The sequence below is a fragment of the Amycolatopsis sp. NPDC004772 genome, from assembly GCF_053601215.1.
In genome coordinates this window covers 1-20,934 of record NZ_JBSGBK010000012.1, presented here as the reverse complement: position 1 = coordinate 20,934, position 20,934 = coordinate 1, and the positions used below count along the sequence as shown (strand labels likewise).

Here is a 20,934-nt window from a genome sequence, read left to right as displayed (position 1 = left end):
GTACGCCATCTTTCGCGTTATTGACGGTCGTAGTCACCACGACATACCCTGGACGGCGTGCGAATCGCGGTCATCGGTGGCGGCCCGGCGGGTCTGTACTTCGCCGCGCTCGCGAAGCAGCTCGGTCCCGGCCACGAAATCACCGTCTGGGAGCGCAACGCACCCGACGACACCTTCGGCTTCGGCGTCGTGTTCTCCGACGAGACGCTCGGCGGCATCGAGCACGCCGACGCGGCGGTGCACGAGGCGATGAAGGCCGAATTCGCTCGCTGGGACGACATCGACGTCCACTACCGCGGCACGGTCACCACCTCGGGCGGCCACGGCTTCGCCGCGATGAGCCGCAAGCGCCTGCTCGGCATCCTGCAGAGCCGCTGCGGCGAACTCGGCGTCGGCATGCACTTCCGGGAAGAAGCACCCACCGACCTCAGCGGCTACGACCTGGTCATCGCGGCCGACGGCGTCAACTCGGCCGTGCGCGCGCGGTACGCCGAGACGTTCCGGCCGAGCGTCGAGACCCGCCGGTGCCGGTACATCTGGCTGGGCACGGACCTGGTGTTCGACGCCTTCAAGTTCTACGTCCTGGAAACGCCGGCCGGGATCATGCAGATCCACGGCTACCCGTACGGCCGCGACGGCAGCACGTTCATCCTCGAGGTGCAGGAAGACGTCTGGCAGCGGACGTTCGGGCCGATCGCGGCGACGTCGCTCAAGCCCGGCGAGAGCGACGAGAAGTCGATCGCGCTGATCCGCGAGCTGTGCGCCGACGTCCTCGACGGCCACCAGGTCATGGCGAACAACTCGAAGTGGGTCTCGTTCGGCACGGTCCGCTGCGAGACGTGGGTGCATGAGAACGTCGTCCTCCTCGGCGACGCCGCGCACACCGCGCACTTCTCGATCGGCTCGGGCACGAAACTGGCGATGGAGGACGCGCTCGCGCTGGCCGCGTGCCTGCACGAAAACGACGGCGTCGCAGCTGCTTTGAAGGCCTACGAGCTGGAACGGCGGCCGGTCGTCACGTCGACGCAGCGGGCCGCGCAGGCCAGCCTGGAGTGGTTCGAGAACATCGCGCAGTACGCCCACCAGGAGCCGCCGCAGTTCGCGTTCAACATCCTCACGCGCAGCCGCCGCGTCACCTACGACAACCTCCGCCTGCGCGACCCCGAATTCGCCGCCGAACTGGACACCTGGTTCGCGCGCACGCTCGGGACGACGTCGCGGCCGCCGATGTTCCAGCCGTTCAAGTTGGGTGAACTGGAACTGCCCAACCGGATCGTCGTGTCCCCGATGGACATGTACTCCGCGGTGGACGGCGTGCCGGGCGACTTCCACCTGGTGCACCTGGGCAGCAAGGCCCTCGGTGGTGCCGGGCTGGTGATGACCGAGATGGTCTGCGTCTCCCCCGAAGGCCGGATCACGCCCGGCTGCGGCGGACTGTACACAGCGGACCAGGAAGCGGCGTGGAAGCGGGTCGTCGATTTCGTCCACACGCAGACGCCGGCGCGCATCGGCGTCCAATTGGGACACTCCGGGCGCAAGGGCTCGACGAAACTCATGTGGGACGGCATCGACGAGCCGCTGCCGTCCGACAACTGGGAGATTTGCGCACCTTCACCACTGCCCTATTCGGACCGCAACCAAGTCCCGCGTGCACTGTCCACAACGGACCTCGTAGAGATCCGTGAGCAGTTCGTCGCCTGCGCTCGGGCCGCGGCGCGCGCCGGGTTCGACGTCCTCGAGCTGCACTGCGCACACGGCTACCTGCTGTCGTCGTTCCTCTCGCCGCTGACCAACCGTCGGAGTGACGAGTACGGCGGCTCGCTCGAAAACCGGCTGCGGTTTCCCCTGGAGGTCTTCGATGCCGTCCGCGCGGTGTGGCCCGCCGAGCGGCCGATGACGGTCCGGATTTCGGCGACCGACTGGTGCGAGGGCGGCCTCGACGCCGACGACGCCGTCGAGATCGCGCGGGCGTTCGCCGCCCACGGCGCCGCGGGCATCGACGTCTCGACCGGCCAGGTCGTCAGCGACGAGCGTCCGCAGTACGGCCGCAGCTACCAGACCCCGTACGCCGACCGGATCCGCAACGAGATCGGCGAGGAGTACGGGATCGCGGTGATCGCGGTCGGTGCGATCTCGTCCTACGACGACGTCAACTCGCTGATCCTGGCCGGGCGCGCGGACCTGTGCGCCCTGGGCCGGACCCACCTCTACGATCCACAGTGGACGTTGCACGCGGCGGCCGAACAGGATTACCCGATGCCGTGGCCGAAGCCGTTCGCCGCGGGCCGCCGCAAGCCGCAGACGGGCCGCTCCGACGGGCCGGAGCCGCGCCTCGACCTCGTCCGGTCCGGTCCCACCGGCACCGCTCACGCCCGCTGGCGACCGGGAGCGTCCACATGACCTTCACCCTGGATCCGGAGCAACGCGCGTTCGCCGAGGAAGTCCGGCGGGTGGCGACCGAGCAGCTGCTCCCCCTCGCCGAGTCCGGAGTGGAGGGTGCGGTCAACCGCCCGCTGCTCAAGGCGATGGGTGCGCTCGGCCTGCTCGCCCGGCTCTTCCCCGGGGTCGCTTCGGGCACGCCGTCCAGGCAGGCGGCCGCGACGGACCTGTGCATCCTGCGCGAGAACCTCGCCACGATCAGCACCGAGGCCGAGACCGCACTGGCGTTGCAGGGCCTGGGAAGTTACCCCGTGCTCCAGTCCGGAAGGGACGAACAGGTCGCGAAGTGGCTGCCCGCGGTGGCGGCCGGCGACGCGGTGGCGGCGTTCGCGCTCACCGAACCGGACGCGGGCTCGGACGCGGCGGCGCTGGCCCTCGCGGCGGAGCCCGACGGCGACGGCTGGCGCCTGACCGGCGAAAAGATGTGGATCTCCAACGCCCCCGAAGCCGACTTCTACACCGTTTTCGCGCGTACGACACCGGGAGCGGGCGCACGCGGGGTGAGCGCGTTCGTCGTCCCCGCCGACCGGCCGGGCCTCGGCGGCGAGCACCTCGACCTGGTCAGCCCGCACCCGATCGGCACGCTGACGTTCGACGGCGTTTCGGTGCAGCGTGAGGAATTGCTCGGCGAAGAGAACCACGGCTTCGCCGTGGCGATGCGGACGCTGGACCTGTTCCGCCCGAGCGTCGGCGCGTTCGCCGTCGGGATGGCACAAGCCGCGCTGGACGCCACTGTGGACCACACCGGCGAGCGGGAAGCCTTCGGTGGCCCGCTGCTCAAGCAGCAGGCGGTGGCGCACACCCTCGCCGAGATGGCCACCCGCACCGAAGCCGCCCGGCTCCTGGTCTACGCGGCGGCGGGGGCGTACGACGCGGGCGAGCCGAACCTCGGCGGCCGCGCGGCGATGGCGAAGCTGTTCGCCACCGAGGCGGCGCAGTTCGTCGTCGACTCGGCGGTCCAGCTCCACGGTGCCCGCGCGCTGCGGCGCGGGCACCTGCTGGAGCACCTGTACCGGGAGGTCCGGGCGCCCCGGATCTACGAAGGCGCGTCGGAGATCCAGCGGACGATCATCGCGCGCTGGCTGGCTTCGGGTGCCGGTCGAGCCACCACTGGCTGAGCAGCAGCAGCGTCAGGATGCTCAACGCGGCCGACACCGTGGCGGCGCTGAGGATCATCGTTTCCTTGTCCCCGCCCCGCGGCATGACCACCAGAAAGCCGATCGGGGACAGCGCGCGGGTCATCAGCGTGTTCATGCACATGGCGAAGCTGCGGATCATCCACTTCCGGTGCTCGGCGAACCGGCGCTGCCGCACGGCCCGCCACCCGGCCACGGTGAAGCCGAGCCACAGCAGAGCGGCCACGACGTTGAGCGCGGCGACGACCGGCCCGAACGGGCTCACCGCCCCGATCGTCGCCGCCAGCACGGCGGAGGGAATGGCGCCGGCGAAGACGTAGACGCGCCCGATCCGCCGGTGCGCGATCGGGTGCTCCCGGCGCAGCCACGGCCAGATCTGCAGGATGACGCCGACGATGGCCACGCTGCCGAACGCGATGTGCGCCACGAGGAACCAGTAGTGCGCGGCGAACCCGGCGGGCGCGGGAACGCGCGACTGCGCGGGATCGAGCGTGAGGTAGGGCGGCACTGAATAGGCGAGGAAGACGGCGACGACCAGGGCGAGCGGCGCCACCCAGGGCCGTCGCCACCACTTCGGCGGCGCAGCGGCAGGTACGGGTGTGACATCGGTCCGGACGGTCATGGCTTCCCCCGGGGTCGGCTTTTCTTCCAACGTTACGGAAAGTCCCGAGGGGAAGCCATGGGGTGAGCCACCGCCACCGTGGTGGGGCCCACCCCACCGCCGTTCAGCGGCCGCGGACCCGCCGGACGGTGTCGCGGTAGAAGTACCCGCTCTGCTTGATCGTCCGCTCCTGCGTCTCGTAGTCCACCCGGATCAACCCGAACCGCTTCGCGTACCCGTACGCCCACTCGAAGTTGTCCAACAGCGACCACGCGAAGTACCCGCGCACGTCCGCCCCGGCCTGACGGGCCGCCGCCACCGCCGCGATGTGCGAGGCCAGGTACGCCGTACGTCCGTCGTCACGCACGAACCCCGAAGAGTCCGGGTCGTCGTCGAAGGCCGAGCCGTTCTCCGTGATGTACATCGGCAGGCCCGGGTAGTCGCGGCCCAGGCGGGTCAGCAGCTCCGTGAACTTCCCCGGCAGGATCTCCCAGCCCATCGCCGTCGTCGGCTCGCCGAACGGGATCACCCGGGACGCCGGGACACCGTCCGCGTCGACCGCGGACCCGGCATCGTCCACGCCCGAGAACTGCTGGCCGAAGTAGTAGTTCACGCCCAGGAAGTCCAGCGGCGTCGAGATCACCGAGAGGTCGCCGTCCTGGATCGGGAGGCGGACGTTGCGCGCCGCCAGGTCCTCGACCACGTCCTCCGGGTACCGGCCGTGGACCAGCGGGTCCAGGTAGATGCGGACGCCGAGGCCGTCGGCCTGGCGGGCCGCGCGGACGTCCTCCGGGGAGTCGGTCGCCGGGTCGGCCGTGCACATGTTGAGCGTGATGCCGAACTGCGTGTCCGCCGGCGCCGCCTCGCGCATCCGCTGCACCGCCAGCCCGTGGCCCAGCAGCAGGTGGTGCACCGCGTGCAACCCCGCCGCGTAGTCGCGGCGGCCCGGCGCCATCACGCCGTGCACGTACCCGTGCATCGCCGAGCACCACGGCTCGTTCAGCGTCGTCCAGTGGCGGACCCGATCCTTCAGCCGGTCGAACACCAGCATCGCGTAGTCGGCGAACCGGTACGCCGTGTCACGAGCCGGCCAGCCGCCCGCGTCCTCGAGCTCCTGCGGGAGGTCCCAGTGGTACAGCGTCAGCCACGGCGTGATGCCCCGGCTCAGCGTCTCGTCGACGAGCCGGTCGTAGAACCCGATGCCCGCCTCGTTGACGCCGCCGCGGCCGTGCGGCTGGACCCGGGGCCACGCCACGGAAAACCGGTAGGTGTCCGCCCCGAGCTCGGTGACGAGCCCGATGTCGGACGGCATCCGGTGGTAGTGGTCGCAGGCGATGTCACCGTTGTCATTGTTGTCGATCGCCCACGGCACCCGGCAGAACGTGTCCCAAATGGACGGTGTGCGCCCGTCCTCGGAGACCGCGCCTTCGATCTGGTACGCGGCGGTCGCCACGCCCCAGCGGAAGTCCGGCGGCAGGGTGTCGATCAGCGCCTGCTGCTCGGCGGTCGCGGCTGTGGTCTCGGTCAAGGCGGCTCTCCTCCAGGGGTATCGGACACCGGCGTTCAGGAAGTGACGGGGTGCAGCCAGCACGCCACTTCGCGCGCCGGGTCGCCGGGCGTGCCCAGCAGCGGCACGCGGTCGGGGCACGGCTCGAAAGCCTTGGGGCACCGCGGGTGGAACGCGCAGCCGGACGGCATCCCGCGCGTGTCCGGCGGCGATCCGGGAATCCCGGACAGTTCGCGCCGCGGCCCCCGCAGGGCGGGGAACGAGTTGAGCAGGCCGTGGCTGTACGGGTGCAGCGCGTCCCGGTAGAGGTCCGCCGCCGGCGCCTGCTCGACGATCCGGCCGCCGTACATGATCGCGATCCGGTCCGAGAACTCCACCAGCAGCGACAGGTCGTGCGTGATGAACAGGACCGAGAACCCCAGCCGTTCGCGCAGTTCCACGAGCTGGCCGAGGATCTGCCGTTGCATCACGACGTCGAGCGCGGTCGTCGGCTCGTCCATGATGACGATCCGCGGTTCCAGCGCGAGCGCCATCGCGATCATCACCCGCTGCCGCATCCCGCCGGACAGCTGGTGCGGGTACGCCTCCAGCCGGTCGGCCGAAATCCCCACCAGCTTCAGCAGGTCGCGAGCCCGCGCGATCCGGCCCGCGCGGGTCGTGCCCGGCTCGTGCGCCTTGATGACGTCGACGAGCTGCGTGACCACCTTGTGCACCGGGTTCAGCGAGTTCATCGCACCTTGGAACACAATGGACGTTTCCGCCCACCGGAAGTCCCGCAGCTGCTTGTGCGTCAGGCGGAGGACGTCGTACGGCTCGCCGTCGGCGGGGTGGTAGATCACCTCGCCGCCACGGATGACGCCCGGCGGCGCGAGCAGCCGGGTCAGCCCGTAGGCCAAAGTGGACTTGCCGCTGCCGCTTTCCCCGGCCAGGCCGAGGACTTCGCCGCGGTGCAGCGTCAGGTGCACGTCCCGGACCGCGCGCACGGCCTCGTCGCCGACGCCGTAGTCGACGTCCAGGCCCTTGATCTCCAGCACCGGGTCCATCATGGTCGTTCCTCCCGCCCGAGCACGGGCGTGAAGCCCACCCGCATGCGATGCGTCTTCCCGTCGGCGCCGCGCACGCGGGCCTTGCCGCTGCCGCGCAACCGCGGGCTGACGAACTCGTCGATGCCGAAGTTGAGCAGGGACAACGCGGTGCCGAGGATGGCGATCGCCAGCCCGGCGGGCACGAACCACCACCACGCGCCCTGCGCGAGCGCCTGCTGGCTCTGGGCCCAGAACAGGATGGTGCCCCAGTTCCAGTTGGACAGTCCCGAGACGCCGACGAAGGCCAGGGTGATCTCCGACATCACGGCGAAGATCACCGTGCCGACGAAGCTGGACGCGATCACCGCGGTCAGGTTCGGCAGGATCTCGAAGAAGATGATCCGCCAGGTCGACTCGCCGGTCGCCCGGGCCGCTTCGACGTACTCCCGGCCGCGCAACGACAGCGTCTGCGCCCGGAGCACCCGCGCGCCCCACGCCCACGACGTGCAGCCGATGATCACCGCCACCAGGATGTCGCCACCGCCCGGCACCGCGCTGCCGATGATGATGATCAGCGGCAGCGCCGGGATCACCAGGAACACATTGGACAGCGCGGAGAGCCCCTCGCCGGGCGTGCCGCCGAGGTAGCCGGACGTCACGCCGACGATCACCGCGAGGATGGTCGCCACGATCCCGGCGGCCAGCCCGACCAGCATGACGCTGCGCGTGCCGACCACGACCTGGCTGAAGATGTCCTGGCCGAGGTGGGTGGTGCCGAACCAGTGCCGTCCCGACGGCGACTCCAGCAGGTCACTGCTGCGGGCCGACGGGTCGTACGGTGCGATCCACTCCCCGATGATCGCGATGACCACGAAGAAGACGATGACGGCGAGGCCGGTGGCGGTCTTGCCGCCGGTGAGGAACCGGAAGCGGCGCCGGCGGGCGACCGCTTCGAGTGGGAGGGCCTGGGCGGCCTTGACGTCCGCCGCGGGTACGGCCATGTCAGCCCTCCTTCCGAGTGCGCGGGTCGAGTGCGAGGTAGGCGACGTCGGCGAGCAGGTTGGCCACCAGCACCGAGAGCGTGATGATCAGGAAGATGCCCTGCATCAGCGGGTAGTCCTGCGAGCCGACCGCCTGGAACAGCTGGTAGCCGACACCCGGGTAGGAGAAGACGATCTCCACCAGCAGCGTCCCGCCGACGATGAACCCGAGCGCCAGCGCGAAGCCGGACACGCTGGGCAGCAGCGCGTTGCGCGCCGCGTACCCGACCATCACCCGGCGTTCCGGCAGGCCCTTGGCGTGCGCGACGGTGACGTAGTCCTCCGACGCGACGGTGACCATCATGTTGCGCATGCCCAGGATCCAGCTGCCCATCGAGCTGATCAGGATGGTCAGCGCGGGCAGCAGGCTGTGCTGGATCGCGCTGCCGATGAACTCGCCGTCCCAGCCCGGGACGGTACCCGGGTCGTAGCCGCCGGACGACGGGAAGAAGCTGCCCGGGCCGGCCAGGATCGTCAGCGCGATCAGGCCGAGCCAGAAGTACGGGATCGACGAGAGGAACGTCGTCACCGGCAGCAGGCCGTCGACCCACGAGCCGCGCTTCCAGCCGGCGACCACGCCGAGCCCGGTGCCGAGCGCGAAGCCGACGACCGTGGTGATGCCGACCAGGATGATCGTCCACGGCAGGCTGTCGGTGAGCAGGTCGGAGACCGGCGTCGGGAAGAACGTGAACGAGATCCCGAGGTCACCGCGGAAGAGCTGGCCCCAGTAGTCGAAGTACTGGGAGATCAGGCTTTCGTTCTTGTCGAGTCCGAAGAGGACGTACAGCGACTCGATGGCGTCCGCGCTGATCATGCCCTGGTTCTTCGCGATCAGCGACTGCACCGGGTCGCCGGGGATCATCCGCGGGATGAAGAAGTTGATGGTGACGGCGGCCCACGCGGTGAAGAGGTAGAAGCCGAGCCGCTGCAGCAGGTACCTCATCGGGCGGCCCCGTCGTAGAGCCAGCAGGCGGTCCAGTGCCCCGGCGCGTCGCCGACGTCGAACCGCGGCGGCAGCTCGGTCTCGCACCGGGCCAGGGCCACCGGGCAGCGCGGGTGGAACCGGCAGCCCGGCGGCGGGTCGATCAGGCTCGGCGGTTCGCCGGAGCCGCGTTCGGCCGGCGTCTCCGCGGGGTCGCCGCCGTCCGCGATCCGGTCCGGGTCGGGCGCGGATTCGATGAGCAGCCGGGTGTACGGGTGCGCCGGCCGCTGCGTGATGGTCTCGCTGTCGCCGCCTTCGACCATCCGGCCCGCGTACATCACCATCGTGTCGTCGGCGAAGTAGCGCGCGGACGCGATGTCGTGCGTGATGTACAGGATGGCCAGGTGCAGGCGTTCCTTGAGGTCCCGCAGCAGGTTCAGCACGCCGAGCCGGATGGAGACGTCCAGCATGGACACCGGCTCGTCGGCCAGCAGGGCCTCCGGGTCGGCGCCGAGCGCCCGCGCGATCGCGACGCGCTGGCGCTGGCCGCCGGACAGCTCGTGCGGGAACTTGTCGATGTACCGCTCGGGCGGGGTCAGCTGGACGCGCGCGAGCAGCTCGTGCAGCGACTGCTCGAGGTCGTCGCCGGCCCGGCCGTGGATCTTCAGGGCCCGCGTCAGGTGGTAGCGCACGGTGTGCACCGGGTTCAGCGACGCGAACGGGTCCTGGAAGATCATCTGGACGCGGCGGGCGTAGGCGCGGAACGCCTTGCCGCGCTTGACGTCGATGCTGTCGCCGTGCAGCCGGATGTCGCCGCCGGTGCGCGGGTAGAGGCCGGCGAGCAGCCGCGCGACCGTCGACTTGCCCGAGCCGGACTCGCCGACCAGCGCGGTGACGCGGCCACGCCGGAGCGTCAGGCTCACGTCGTCGACGGCCTGGATGCTGCGGCGTGGCCCGGTCAGGGCGGCCCGGCCTTTGCGGCGGACCGGGAAGTGCTTGGTGAGGCCCGCGGCCTCGAGGACCACGGGGAGGTCCCCCTCCGACCCGACGGCGACGGGGTCGGAGGGGGACTGCTCGGTCGTCACGGCTGAATCCGCCATCGTCAGGCCGCGGGCTTGAGGTGCAGGACGATGTCGAGCGCGTTGCGCAGCGTCGGCTGGGCCGGCGCGTACGGGTTGGCGTCGTCGGGCCAGCCGACCCAGTTCTTCGTGCTGTACTCGCCGCCGGAGTTGGCCGCCGACGTGGGGATCATCGGCTGCTGCTCGATCATGATCTTCTGCAGCGTCGCCATGGCCGCGGTGCGGGCGGCGTCGTCCTCGGCGTTGGCGTAGGTTTCCAGGGCCTTGGTCGCCTCGTCGTTCTTGTAGCGGCCGTAGTTGCCGTTGATGCCGCCCTGGCCGGTCGGCTTGTAGCGGTTGCCGTCCATGACGTCGCGGTACATGTCGTACGGCGTCGACCCGTCGTTGGTCCAGTGCATCAGGCCCTCGAAGTCACCGGTGTCGACCGACTTCATCCAGGCGTCCTGGTTCATCTTCTCGACCGTGGCGGTGATGCCGATCTGCGCCAGGTTGTCCTTGATGATCTCCAGGTCGGTGATGTAGTCCGACCAGCCGGACGGGACGGTCAGCTTGATCGTGACCGGCTTGCCGCTCGGGTCGGCCAGCTTGTCGCCGGTGAACTTGTAGCCCGCGCCGGTCAGCAGCGACTTCGCGCCCGGGACGTCGACCTGGACCGTCTGGCCCTTGTACTGCGGCGCGATGAACGGGTCGCCCGCCGGGGTCGGGATGCCGGTGACCTGGTCGTTCTTCGGGTAGAAGTAGCCGGCCTCGCCCTGGTTGAAGATGTCGTCGCGGTTGATCACCTTGTTGATCGCCTGGCGCAGCTTCGCGTCGTTCCAGGGCGCCTTCTCGGTGTTGAACCACAGGCCGTGCACGGCCAGCTGCGCGGGGAACCACAGCTTGTAGTGCTGCGGGTCCTTGTTGGTGTAGACGGCCTTGTAGTTCGGGATGAACACGAAGCTCCACTCGGCCGCACCGTTGACCAGCGCATTGACCTGCGCGTTGTTGTCGGTGTAGGAGGTGTAGCGGATCTCCTTGACCTTCGGCGCCTCCTGCCAGTAGCCGCTGTCGCGCCGCACGACGATCATCGTCTGCGGGGTGGCCGACTTGAGCGTGTACGGGCCGGTGCCGATCGGGTTCTTGACGAGGTCGAGCGCCGGGTCCTTGACGTCCTTCCAGACGTGCTTCGGCACGACGAGCGTCTGCAGGATCTTCACCTGGTTGACGAACTGCGAGTTGTCGAAGGCCAGGGTGACCTGGTTGCCGGCCGCGGTGATGTCCTTGTACGGCACGGCGTCGACGTTCAGCGCCTTGTTGTCGCGCAGCAGCTGGAAGGTGTAGGCGACGTCCTCGGCGGTCATCGGCTGGCCGTCGGAGAACTTGACGTTGTCACGGACGGTCAGGACCAGCTTCTTGTAGTTGTCCGACCAGTCCCACTTCGTGGCCAGCCACGGCTTGCCCGGTTCCTGCGGCTTGACGCGGTTGAGCATGACGAGGGGCTCGTAGATCATCCACCGGTAGCCCATGTTCGACAGGGCGGACGTCTCCAGGAACGGGTTGTTGTTCTCCGCCTGCGGGCCGTCCGGCTTGCCGACGTTGAGCACGGCGTCGGGATTGCTCTGGGCGGCGTTCGAACTGCCGCCGCTGCACGCGGTCAGGCCTCCGACGGCCATCACGGCTACGAGCGCTGCGACGATGGAGCGCTTGACTCGCATCGGTTCCTCCTGGTCATCGACGACTACTTGCTGTCGACTGGTAGCGAGCCCCGACCGCCGGCGACCGAACGACGCCCCGAAGTCAACCCGGGTGACTCGGGTCACGTCAATAACACGGCGGTAACGTTTTGTACCTAAGTTTAAGTACTGAAAGAACAGCCGGTCTGGACCTATTGGTCGGACGACTCCTTGCAAGGCAAGGGTTTTAGCCGGTCCGGCCGCCGTTCGCCAGCAGCTGGGCGATCGGCAGGGTGGCCGCGCCGAGCGCGACCGCCTCCGGCCCGAGCCGGCCCAAGACGACCTCGGTGCGCTCGGCCAGGTAGTCCAGGGCGTGCCGGCCGACGGCGTCCCGGACCGCCGGCAGGATCGCCGGTCCCATGATCGCCCCCGCCGAGCCGGAAAGCACCACCCGATCGGGGCTGAGGAGGTTGATCAGATTCGCGATGCCGATGCCCAGGTACTCGCCGGTTTCGGCGAGCACGTCGGCAGCTGGGCCGCCCCGTGGGGCTTCGGCCACGATCCGCGCCAGTTCGACGTCGCTTTCGTCCCCGATGACCGGTTCCTTGCCGACGCGGGCGGCGTAGTGGCGGACGACCGCCTCGGTGCCGACGTAGGCCTCCAGGCAGCCGTGCGAGCCGCACCGGCAGGCCGCGCCGGCCGCCTTGACGACGGTGTGACCCCACTCGCTGGTCGTGATGCCGGGGTGCGAGCGCCCGGCCGTCGCGACGGCCGCCCCGACGCCGACGCCGAGCAGGGCGACGATGGCGCGTTCGGCACCCCGGCCGGCCCCCCGCCAGGTCTCCGCCTGGCCGAGGGTGCGGGCGCGGTTGTCGAGGTGGAGGGGCGCCTGGATGTAGGGGTGGATCAGCTCGGCGAAGTCCACCCCGCGCCAGCCGAGGGTGGGCGCGTGCACGATCCCGCCGTCGCGGACCGCGCCCGGCACGCCGATGCCGACGCCGAACACCGCGTCCGGATCGCCGCCTTCGAGCACTTCGGCGATGCCGGTGCGCACCAGCCCGGCCACTTCGTCCGGGTCGAGCCGGGTGCCGACCAGCGGGTGGCGCACGGTGCCGAGGGTGCCGAGCGCGCAGTCGAACAGGCCGACTTCGACGTGCGTCTCGCTGACGTCGACGCCCACGACCTGCCCGAAGTCCGGCCGCACCGCCAGCAGCGTCCGCGGCCGCCCACCGTCCGATTCGACCGATCCGGCTTCGGCGACGACGCCGTCCGCGATGAGCTCGGAAACGACGTTGGTAACGGTGGCGGCCGACAGTCCCGATTCAGCTACCAGTTCCAGTCTGCTGACGGGACCGCGGAGGTAGAGCGAGGAGAGCAGCGCCGCGCGGTTGTGCCGCCTGAGGTCACGGGTCGTCTGGCGCACCACCTGGGTCACCGGGAGGATTCTGCCAGACCGCGGCCCTGCCACCATGGGTTCGGGACTTAGTTCACCACTTAATACATAGCCACAACTTACGGTGATCAGGCATCCTGTCAGTGAGCCGGTAAGAGTCCAGATGGGTTGCCCATGGCGAGCAAGCGCACCACCGTCCGCGATCTGCGGCGGCACAACCGATCCCTGCTGCTGTCGAAACTGTACTTCGACGGCCCGCTGTCGAGGCACGAACTCAGCCAGCTCACCGGATTGAGTGCCGCCACGGTCAGCAACGTGACCGCCGAACTGGGCGAAGAACGCCTGATCACCGAAGCCGGACAGGTCGAATCGGACGGCGGCCGCCCCCGGGTGCTCCTGCGCGTGGACCCGGCGTACGGGCACGTCGCGGGCGTCGACATCGGCGAGACGGGCGTCAAGGTCGAGCTGTTCGACCTGGCGATGAACCGCCTGGCGACGGTCGAACACCCCCTCCCGAAGGCCCCGGACCCGGCAACGGCGGTCGAGCAGGTGACGTCCGGGCTGCGCGAGGTGTTCGCGAGCACGGGCATCGACGAGTCGGGCGTGCTCGGCGTCGGCATCGGCGTGCCGGGAACGGTCGAGCAGGGAGCGGAGGTGCTGGTCCACGCCCCGACGGTCGGCTGGGACGCGGTGCCGTTCGCCTCGCTGCTGGTCGACGCCGGCGTGGGCTTGCCGCTGTTCATCGACAACGGAGCGAAGACCCAGGGCCAGGCGGAGATGTGGTTCGGCGCGGGCCGCGGGGCGCGCCACGCGGTGATCGCCCTGCTCGGTTCGGGCGTCGGAGCGGCGGTGGTGACGGACGGAACGACGTACCGAGGCTCGACGAGCAGCGCGGGAGAGTGGGGCCACACAACGATCGCGTACGGCGGTCAGGAGTGCCGCTGCGGTTCACGCGGGTGTCTGGAGGCGTACATCGGCGCAGGAGCGGTCCTGGCGAGGTACCGCAGAGCACGCGGAAAGGACATATCGGGCGAGGACGAGCAGGCCCAGTTCTCGGCGTTGCTGGCGGCGGCCCCGAAGTCCAAGACGGCGGCCCGCGTACTCGACGAGACGGCGGGTTACTTGGGAGCGGGCATCGCAAACTTGATCAACTTGTTCAACCCGGAGCGCATAGTGATCGGCGGCTGGGCAGGCTTGGCATTGGGAGACCAGCTCCTACCGCGCATCCGCGAGGCGGCGGGCGAGCACGCGCTGAGGCACCCGTTCAGCCAGACATCGATCCAGCTGGGGTCGCTGGGCTTGGACGCGGTGGCGACGGGAGCGGCGACACTGCCGGTGGCGGATTTGCTGGAGCAAGGGGCGACATCGAGGATCGCCAAGCCGGGAGCCCCGAAGTCCGACGCGGCGTGATGCTCAGCGCCGGGCTCTGAACCAGGCGAGGAGGAAGGTCACGCCGAGGAAGCCGGCGCAGAGGAAGAGGACTATCCCGCAGACGAGGTCGAGCGTGCTGGTGTGCGCCAGCGCCATCCACGCCCCGCCGACGGCGCCGAGCAGCATGACCACGGCAATGCCGAACGAGCCCCGCGGCATCGGCGGCTTTTCCTCGGTCACGTTCTCCCCCTCGTTCTTCGGACGTCCGACGAAGCCCTGGCACGGCCCACCCGGCAGCCCGCCCACCCGGCAGCCCGCCCACCCGGCAGCCCGCCCACCCGGCAGCCCGCCCACCCGGCAGCCCGCCCACCCGGCAGCCCACCCACCCGGCAGCCCACCCACCCAGGGGGTCCATCCCCGCTCCAGCGTATCGCCACCGCCCGACAGAAAGCGCGCAAAAGCCCCACCCGGCCCGCCTTGTCCACACCCCGCCCCAGTTGTGGACAAGGCGGCGACCGACCAAACCCGGCGCCGCCGAACCCCGCACCGCCGAACCCCGCACCGCCCGAACCCCGCACCGCCCGAGCCATCGCAACTCGACCACAGGACCGTGCCCCACTCACCGGGAACCACCCTCACCAGCACCGCAACAAGCGCCCCGCCACGAACCCACCCTTAATTCGGGTTGAAAAAAAATGACCGCCCGACGGTTGCCCGGCTTGTCTGGACCATGCATACTTTGTTGCCAGACACAACAAAGCGCCCGCCGAGGCCCCGCGAGTCCGAGCCTGCTCAGGACCGCGAGCACCGGCTGATCGGTCGCGCCTGCCGCCGCCCCGGCATGCGGGACCCTCCCCTCCCCGCGTTCCGTGCTGCGCGCGGAACGCCGTTCCCCCACGGTGAAAGAGGCGACAACGATGTCCACCTCCAAAAAGAACCGCTGGGCGGCACTCCTCGCCGCCTCCGCGCTGCTGTTCCTCGGGCAGCAAGCCCTCACGATGACCCCCGCCGCCGCGGCGGCCACCTTCACCGACGACTTCAACGGCCCCGCGGGCGCCGGCGTCGACGGGTCGAAGTGGCAGCTCGAAACCGGCGACAACGTCAACAACCACGAGCGGCAGTACTACACCTCCGGCACCAACAACGCCCAGCTCGACGGGCAGGGCCACCTCGTCATCACCGCCAAGAAGGAAAACCCCGGCAACTACAACTGCTGGTACGGCCGCTGCGAGTACACCTCCGCCCGCCTCAACACCGCCGGCAAGTTCAGCCAGGCCTACGGCCACTTCGAGACGCGCATGAAACTGCCGCGCGGGCAGGGCATGTGGCCGGCCTTCTGGATGCTCGGCGGCGGGAACTGGCCGACCGACGGCGAAATCGACATCATGGAGAACGTCGGGTTCGAGCCGAACACCGTGCACGGCACCATCCACGGCCCCGGCTACTCCGGCTCCGGCGGCATCGGCGCGGCCTACAACGGCCCGAACTTCTCCGACGACTTCCACACCTACGCCATCGACTGGGCACCCAACCAGATCAAGTGGTACGTCGACGGCAACCTCTACCAGACGCGCACGCCGTCGGACCTGAACGGCAACCGCTGGGTCTACGACCACAACTTCTTCATCATCCTCAACCTGGCCGTCGGCGGGTACTGGCCCGGCGACCCCAACAGCAGCACGCAGTTCCCGCAGCAGCTGATCGTCGACTACGTGCACGTCACCAACTCCTCGAGCCAGGGCGGCGGCCGGACCGGCACGATCACCGGCATCGGCGGCAAGTGCGTCGACGTCGCCGGCGCGAACTCCGCCAACGGCACGCCGATCCAGATCACCGACTGCAACGGCAACGCCGCGCAGAACTGGACCGTCGGCACCGACGGCACCATCCGCGCCCTCGGCAAGTGCATGGACGTGAGCGCGGCGGGCACCGCGGACGGCACCCCGGTGCAGCTCTACGACTGCAACGGAACCGGCGCCCAGCAATGGGTCGTGACCGGCGCGAAGGACATCGTGAACCCCAACGCCAACAAGTGCCTCGACGCCACCGGGAACTCGAGCGCGAACGGCACCCGTCTGCAGATCTGGACCTGCGGCGGCGGCGCGAACCAGAAGTGGACCACTCCCTGAGCTCGACCCCATAAGGAGATTCCAGTGCGGCGAATCCTCGTCGCGCTAATGGGGTGCGCCCTGTTAGCGCTTTCCTTCCTGACGACCGGGTCCGCTCAGGCCGCGGTCGACGCGGGCCCGTCGGCGAGCCAGCTGCTCGCGAAAACCCAATCCTGTCAACAGATCTCGAACGGCAAGTATTCCTTCGACGAAGGCGGCGCGGCCACCGTGCCCGTCTGCCAGGCGAACGGCGCGGTGTTCTTCAAGGCCGACATGGACATCGACTGCGACGGCGTCCGCACGACGCAGTGCAACGAGAACACCGACTGCTGCTTCTACCCCGACACCGCGTTCCACACTTCGACCGACCAACCGCTCAACGCGGCGCAGCTGCCATACATCGTCCTGCCCCAGCCGACGTCCACCTGGGACTACCGCAACTACGGCATCGACGGCGGTTCGGTCGTGGCGGTGATCTACAACAACCAGGTCACCTACGCCGTGGTCGGCGACACCGGCCCGACGAGCATCATCGGTGAGGCGTCCTACGCCACCGCCGTCAGCCTCGGCATCAACCCCGACCCGAAGAACGGCGGCACCGAAGGACCGGTGACGTACATCGTCTTCCCGAACACGCACGTCAATCCGATCGAGAACCACGCCAACGCGGTCAGCCTCGGCGAGCAGGTCGCGACGCAGTTCGCCGGCGGCACCACGCCGCCGCCCACGCAGAACGCCGGCCCGATCACCGGCATCGGCGGCAAGTGCGCCGACGTCGCCGGGGCGAACAACGCCAACGGCACCGCCGTCCAGCTCTACGACTGCAACGGCACGAACGCTCAACAGTGGACAGTCGGCAGCGACGGGACCGTGCAGGCACTGGGCAAGTGCCTCGACGTCACCAGCGCCGGCACCGCGAACGGCACGCCGACCCAGCTCTGGGACTGCAACGGCTCGAACGCCCAGAAGTGGACGGCCAACGCGGCCGGCAACCTCGTGAACACCGGCTCCGGCAAGTGCCTCGACGCTACCGGCAACTCCAGCGCCAACGGCACCCGGCTCCAGATCTGGACCTGCGGGTCCGGCGCGAACCAGAAGTGGACGCTCCCATGAGAAAACGCTCTCTCGCCGCACTGGCCGGGGTGACGGCGATCGCCGCCGCCACCTTCGCCGCGCCCGCGCAAGCCGCGGGTGAAACGGTCAACATCTGGCTCACCACGACCAGCGACGCCGGCGGCCGCCAGGTCACCCGCGGCCTCCAGCAGCAGACGCCGGTGACGTTCGCCGCCGGCACCGGCAGCGGTGGCGTGACCATCAACGTCAACGAAAACACCACTTACCAGCAGTTCGAGGGTGGTGGAGCGTCCTTTACGGACACCGCGGCCTGGCTGATGAACTCCAGCGGCGCGCTTTCCCAAGCCACCCGCGACGACACGATGCGGAAGCTGTTCGACCCGAACAACGGCATCGGGCTGAGCTTCATCCGCAACCCGCTCGGCGCGTCCGACCTGGCCCGCTATAGCTACACCTTCGACGACATGCCGGCCGGCCAGACCGACCCGAACCTGACGCATTTCTCGATCGCCCACGACCAGGCCGACGTGCTGCCGCTGACCAAGCAGGCCAAGCAGCTCAACCCGCAGGCCAAGGTGATGGCGTCGCCGTGGAGCGCGCCGCCGTGGATGAAGGACAACGACAGCTACCTGCTCGGCTGGGTCGAATCGCAGTACTACCCGGCCTACGCGCAGTACTTCGTCAAGTACCTCCAGGCCTACCGGGCCGCGGGCGTGCCGATCGACTACGTCTCGATGCAGAACGAGCCCACCTGCTGCGCGAGCTACCCGTCGACCAACTGGAACGGCGCCGGCCTGGCGTACTTCGCGAAGAACAACCTGCTGCCCGCGCTCCAGAACGCCGGTCTGTCCACAAAGGTCCTCGCTCTCGACTGGAACTGGGACACCTACGCCTCCTACGGCGCGCCCACATTGGACGATGCGGCGATCCGCAACCACCCGAACTTCGGGGGCGTGGCCTGGCACGGCTACGGCGGCGACATCGCCCAGCAGACGACGACGCACAACCAGTACCCCAACGTCAACGCCTACTCGACCGAGCACTCCGGCGGCACCTGGATCTCGAACCAGCAGGCCGAGGACATGAACAACATCGTCGACTACACCCGCAACTGGTCGAAGAGCGTGACCAAGTGGAGTCTCGCCGTCGACCAGAACATGGGCCCGCACAACGGCGGCTGCGGCACCTGCACCGGCCTGATCACCGTCCACAACGGAGACTCCCGCAGCGGGCAGGTCGACTACACCGTCGAGTACTACACCATGGGCCACTTGACGAAGTTTGTGAAGCCGGGCGCCTACCGGATCGACTCGAACGACAGCTCGGCCGTCCGCAACGTCGCCTGGAAGAACCCCGACGGCTCCAAGGCGCTGGTCGCGTACAACTCCGGCACCGGAAACCAGAGCGTGCGGGTGAACTGGGGCAACTCGTCGTTCACCTACACCCTGCCCGGCCGCACCTCGGCGACGTTCACCTGGAGCGGCAACCAGGGCAACGGCGGCGGTACCGGCAAGACCGGCCCGATCACCGGCCTCGGCGGCAAGTGCATCGACGTCGCCGGCGCGAGCAACGCCAACGGCACCGCGGTCCAGCTCTACGACTGCAACGGCTCAGGCGCTCAACAGTGGACAGTCGGCACCGACGGAACCCTGAAGGCGCTCGGCAAGTGCCTCGACGTCACCGGACAGTCCACAGCGGACGGAGCCCAGCTCCAGCTGTGGGACTGCGGCGGCACGGCCAACCAGCGGTGGGCGGCCACCGCGGCCCGGGACCTCGTCGGCGCGGGCTCGAACAAGTGCGTCGACGCGACCGGCAACTCCAGCGCCAACGGCACCCGGCTGCAGATCTGGACCTGCACCGGTGCCGCCAACCAGAAGTGGAACGTGCCCGCATGAAGAAGACAGCAGTATTCGGCGCCCTGATCGCCGCCTCGGCGCTGGTGTTCGCACCGGGCGTCGCCCAAGCGGCGACCGGGCCGATCACCGGCATCGCCGGCAAGTGCGTCGACGTCAACGCGGCGAGCAACGCCAACGGAACCGCCGTCCAGCTCTACGACTGCAACGGCACGAACGCTCAACAGTGGACAGTCGGCAGCGACGGTTCCCTGCAGGCACTGGGCAAGTGCCTCGACGTCACCAGCGCCGGCACCGCCAACGGCACGACGATCCAGCTCTGGGACTGCAACGGCTCCGCCGCCCAGAAGTGGACGGCCAACGCGGCGAAGAACCTGGTCAACACCGGGTCCGGCAAGTGCCTCGACGCCACCGGCAACTCCAGCGCCAACGGCACCCGCCTGCAGATCTGGACCTGCGCGAGCACGGCCAACCAGCAGTGGACGCTGCCGAGCGGCGGCACCACTCCGCCGCCCGGACCGGGCGTGATGGCCGTCGCGCCGTACCTCTACAACGGCTGGGGCGACCCGCCCAACCCGGCGACGATCCAGAACGCCACCGGCGTCAAGTGGTTCACGCTGGCGTTCATCCTCTCCAACGGCTACTGCAACCCGCAGTGGGACGGCGGCCGGGCGCTCACCGGCGGCGTCGACCAGAACACGATCAACACCGTCCGCGCGGGCGGCGGCGACGTCATCCCGTCGTTCGGCGGCTACTCCGGCAACAAGCTGGAGTCGTCGTGCGGCAGCGCGGGCGAGCTGGCGGCGGGCTACCAGAAGGTGATCAACGCCTACGGCCTCAAGGCGATCGACATCGACATCGAGGCCGACGCCTACAGCAACCCGACCGTGCAGCAGCGCACGGTCGACGCGCTGAAGACGGTTCGGGCGAACAACCCGGGCATCAAGCTCTACGTCACCTTCGGCACCGGCCAGTCCGGACCGGACAACAGCCTGGTCAACCGGGCGGCGCAGTCCGGCCTCACGGTCGACGGCTGGGTGATCATGCCGTTCGACTTCGGCGGCGCGGGCCAGAACATGGGCACGTTGACGCAGCGGGCGGCCGAGGGCCTGAAGAACGTCGTCAAGAGCGCGTACGGCTACGACGACGACACGGCCTACCGGCACATGGGCATCTCGTCGATGAACGGCATCACCGACAACAACGAGACGGTCACGCTCAACGACTTCAGCACGATCCTGGCCTACGCGAACTCCCACCACCTGGCCCGGCTGACGTTCTGGTCGGCGAACCGGGACCGCCCGTGCCCGGGCGGCTACCCGAACAACGACACCTGTTCCGGGGTTTCCCAGCAGGCGTGGGACTTCACGAGGATCTTCGCCCGCTACGCCGGCTGACGGCGGCACCACGAAGGCCCGGCCGGGAACCCCGGCCGGGCCTTCTCGCGTAGGGCTGCCGGGCCGCGGCCCTGGGGAAGCGGCGACCCGGCAGCGTGGGGTCCCGCCGGCCGCTGGGGGTATCCGGCGGCGGGACCGCCACCGAGGTTATCGACCGCACGTCGCACGCGGCTCGTGCTCGGGTCGTCCGGACGTCAAACCCTGCCCAAACGCCCCAATGTGGCGTTGGGTGCATCCAACGCACCCAATGTGGCGTGGGGGGGGGGGGGGGGCCCCCACCACCCAAAATTGGGGGGGTTGGTCTGACCCGCCGAAGGCCCGCGGGCGGCCCCGGGGC

At 69.5% G+C, this 20,934-nt stretch carries 16 protein-coding genes; 7 read left to right on the top strand and 9 right to left on the bottom strand.

Annotation, left to right across the window (positions count from 1 at the left end):
* Window positions 1–57 precede the first annotated feature (57 nt).
* Both ACWEF6_RS10140 and ACWEF6_RS10135 read left to right on the top strand, forming a co-directional pair.
* A complete protein-coding gene (locus ACWEF6_RS10140; RefSeq protein ID WP_449682599.1) occupies window positions 58–2,400 on the top strand; it encodes a bifunctional salicylyl-CoA 5-hydroxylase/oxidoreductase in 2,343 nt (780 codons plus the stop codon).
* Complete coding sequence (locus ACWEF6_RS10135) at window positions 2,397–3,557, top strand: acyl-CoA dehydrogenase family protein (protein ID WP_449682598.1); 1,161 nt, start codon at window positions 2,397–2,399, stop codon at window positions 3,555–3,557. Before ACWEF6_RS10140 ends, ACWEF6_RS10135 begins: the two co-directional genes overlap by 4 nt.
* On the opposite strand, the gene ACWEF6_RS10130 is transcribed toward ACWEF6_RS10135, so the two are convergent.
* From ACWEF6_RS10130 to ACWEF6_RS10095, 8 genes are all read right to left on the bottom strand, one after another.
* The gene (locus ACWEF6_RS10130; RefSeq protein WP_449682597.1) at window positions 3,508–4,128 is read right to left on the bottom strand and encodes a DUF2306 domain-containing protein; all 621 of its coding nucleotides are present in this window, start codon (window positions 4,126–4,128) and stop codon (window positions 3,508–3,510) included. The genes ACWEF6_RS10135 and ACWEF6_RS10130 overlap by 50 nt on opposite strands.
* 172 nt (window positions 4,129–4,300) lie before the next feature.
* Window positions 4,301–5,704, bottom strand: coding sequence for a GH1 family beta-glucosidase (locus tag ACWEF6_RS10125; protein ID WP_449682596.1), 1,404 nt, complete (start codon window positions 5,702–5,704; stop codon window positions 4,301–4,303).
* Window positions 5,705–5,739: 35 nt separating this feature from the next.
* The gene (locus ACWEF6_RS10120) at window positions 5,740–6,729 is read right to left on the bottom strand and encodes an ABC transporter ATP-binding protein (RefSeq protein ID WP_449682595.1); all 990 of its coding nucleotides are present in this window, start codon (window positions 6,727–6,729) and stop codon (window positions 5,740–5,742) included.
* Window positions 6,726–7,709 (bottom strand): ABC transporter permease, encoded by a 984-nt coding sequence (locus ACWEF6_RS10115; RefSeq protein WP_310968600.1) that lies wholly within the window; start codon window positions 7,707–7,709, stop codon window positions 6,726–6,728. Before ACWEF6_RS10115 ends, ACWEF6_RS10120 begins: the two co-directional genes overlap by 4 nt.
* A gap of 1 nt (window position 7,710) precedes the next feature.
* Window positions 7,711–8,691: an ABC transporter permease gene (locus ACWEF6_RS10110; RefSeq protein ID WP_449682594.1), complete on the bottom strand. Its 981-nt coding sequence runs from the start codon at window positions 8,689–8,691 to the stop codon at window positions 7,711–7,713.
* Window positions 8,688–9,755, bottom strand: coding sequence for an ABC transporter ATP-binding protein (locus ACWEF6_RS10105; protein WP_449682593.1), 1,068 nt, complete (start codon window positions 9,753–9,755; stop codon window positions 8,688–8,690). The genes ACWEF6_RS10110 and ACWEF6_RS10105 overlap by 4 nt, the downstream gene beginning before the upstream one ends.
* A gap of 17 nt (window positions 9,756–9,772) precedes the next feature.
* Complete coding sequence (locus ACWEF6_RS10100; RefSeq protein WP_449682592.1) at window positions 9,773–11,443, bottom strand: ABC transporter substrate-binding protein; 1,671 nt, start codon at window positions 11,441–11,443, stop codon at window positions 9,773–9,775.
* Between the two features lie 205 nt (window positions 11,444–11,648).
* Complete coding sequence (locus ACWEF6_RS10095; RefSeq protein WP_449682591.1) at window positions 11,649–12,836, bottom strand: ROK family transcriptional regulator; 1,188 nt, start codon at window positions 12,834–12,836, stop codon at window positions 11,649–11,651.
* Between the two features lie 132 nt (window positions 12,837–12,968).
* Between ACWEF6_RS10095 and ACWEF6_RS10090 the strand changes: the two genes are divergently transcribed.
* Window positions 12,969–14,204, top strand: coding sequence for an ROK family transcriptional regulator (locus ACWEF6_RS10090; RefSeq protein WP_449682590.1), 1,236 nt, complete (start codon window positions 12,969–12,971; stop codon window positions 14,202–14,204).
* A 3-nt stretch (window positions 14,205–14,207) separates the two neighbouring features.
* On the opposite strand, the gene ACWEF6_RS10085 is transcribed toward ACWEF6_RS10090, so the two are convergent.
* On the bottom strand, window positions 14,208–14,405 hold the full coding sequence (locus ACWEF6_RS10085) for a hypothetical protein (RefSeq protein ID WP_449682589.1): 198 nt from the start codon (window positions 14,403–14,405) through the stop codon (window positions 14,208–14,210).
* A 677-nt stretch (window positions 14,406–15,082) separates the two neighbouring features.
* Here ACWEF6_RS10085 and ACWEF6_RS10080 point away from each other — a divergent pair.
* The 4 genes from ACWEF6_RS10080 to ACWEF6_RS10065 are packed head-to-tail and all read left to right on the top strand — an operon-like array spanning window position 15,083 to window position 20,597.
* On the top strand, window positions 15,083–16,294 hold the full coding sequence (locus ACWEF6_RS10080; RefSeq protein ID WP_449682588.1) for a family 16 glycosylhydrolase: 1,212 nt from the start codon (window positions 15,083–15,085) through the stop codon (window positions 16,292–16,294).
* 24 nt (window positions 16,295–16,318) lie between these two features.
* The gene (locus ACWEF6_RS10075) at window positions 16,319–17,386 is read left to right on the top strand and encodes a ricin-type beta-trefoil lectin domain protein (protein WP_449682587.1); all 1,068 of its coding nucleotides are present in this window, start codon (window positions 16,319–16,321) and stop codon (window positions 17,384–17,386) included.
* Window positions 17,383–19,242: a ricin-type beta-trefoil lectin domain protein gene (locus ACWEF6_RS10070; RefSeq protein ID WP_449682586.1), complete on the top strand. Its 1,860-nt coding sequence runs from the start codon at window positions 17,383–17,385 to the stop codon at window positions 19,240–19,242. Before ACWEF6_RS10075 ends, ACWEF6_RS10070 begins: the two co-directional genes overlap by 4 nt.
* Window positions 19,239–20,597: a ricin-type beta-trefoil lectin domain protein gene (locus ACWEF6_RS10065; protein ID WP_449682585.1), complete on the top strand. Its 1,359-nt coding sequence runs from the start codon at window positions 19,239–19,241 to the stop codon at window positions 20,595–20,597. Before ACWEF6_RS10070 ends, ACWEF6_RS10065 begins: the two co-directional genes overlap by 4 nt.
* The last annotated feature ends 337 nt before the right edge of the window (window positions 20,598–20,934 follow it).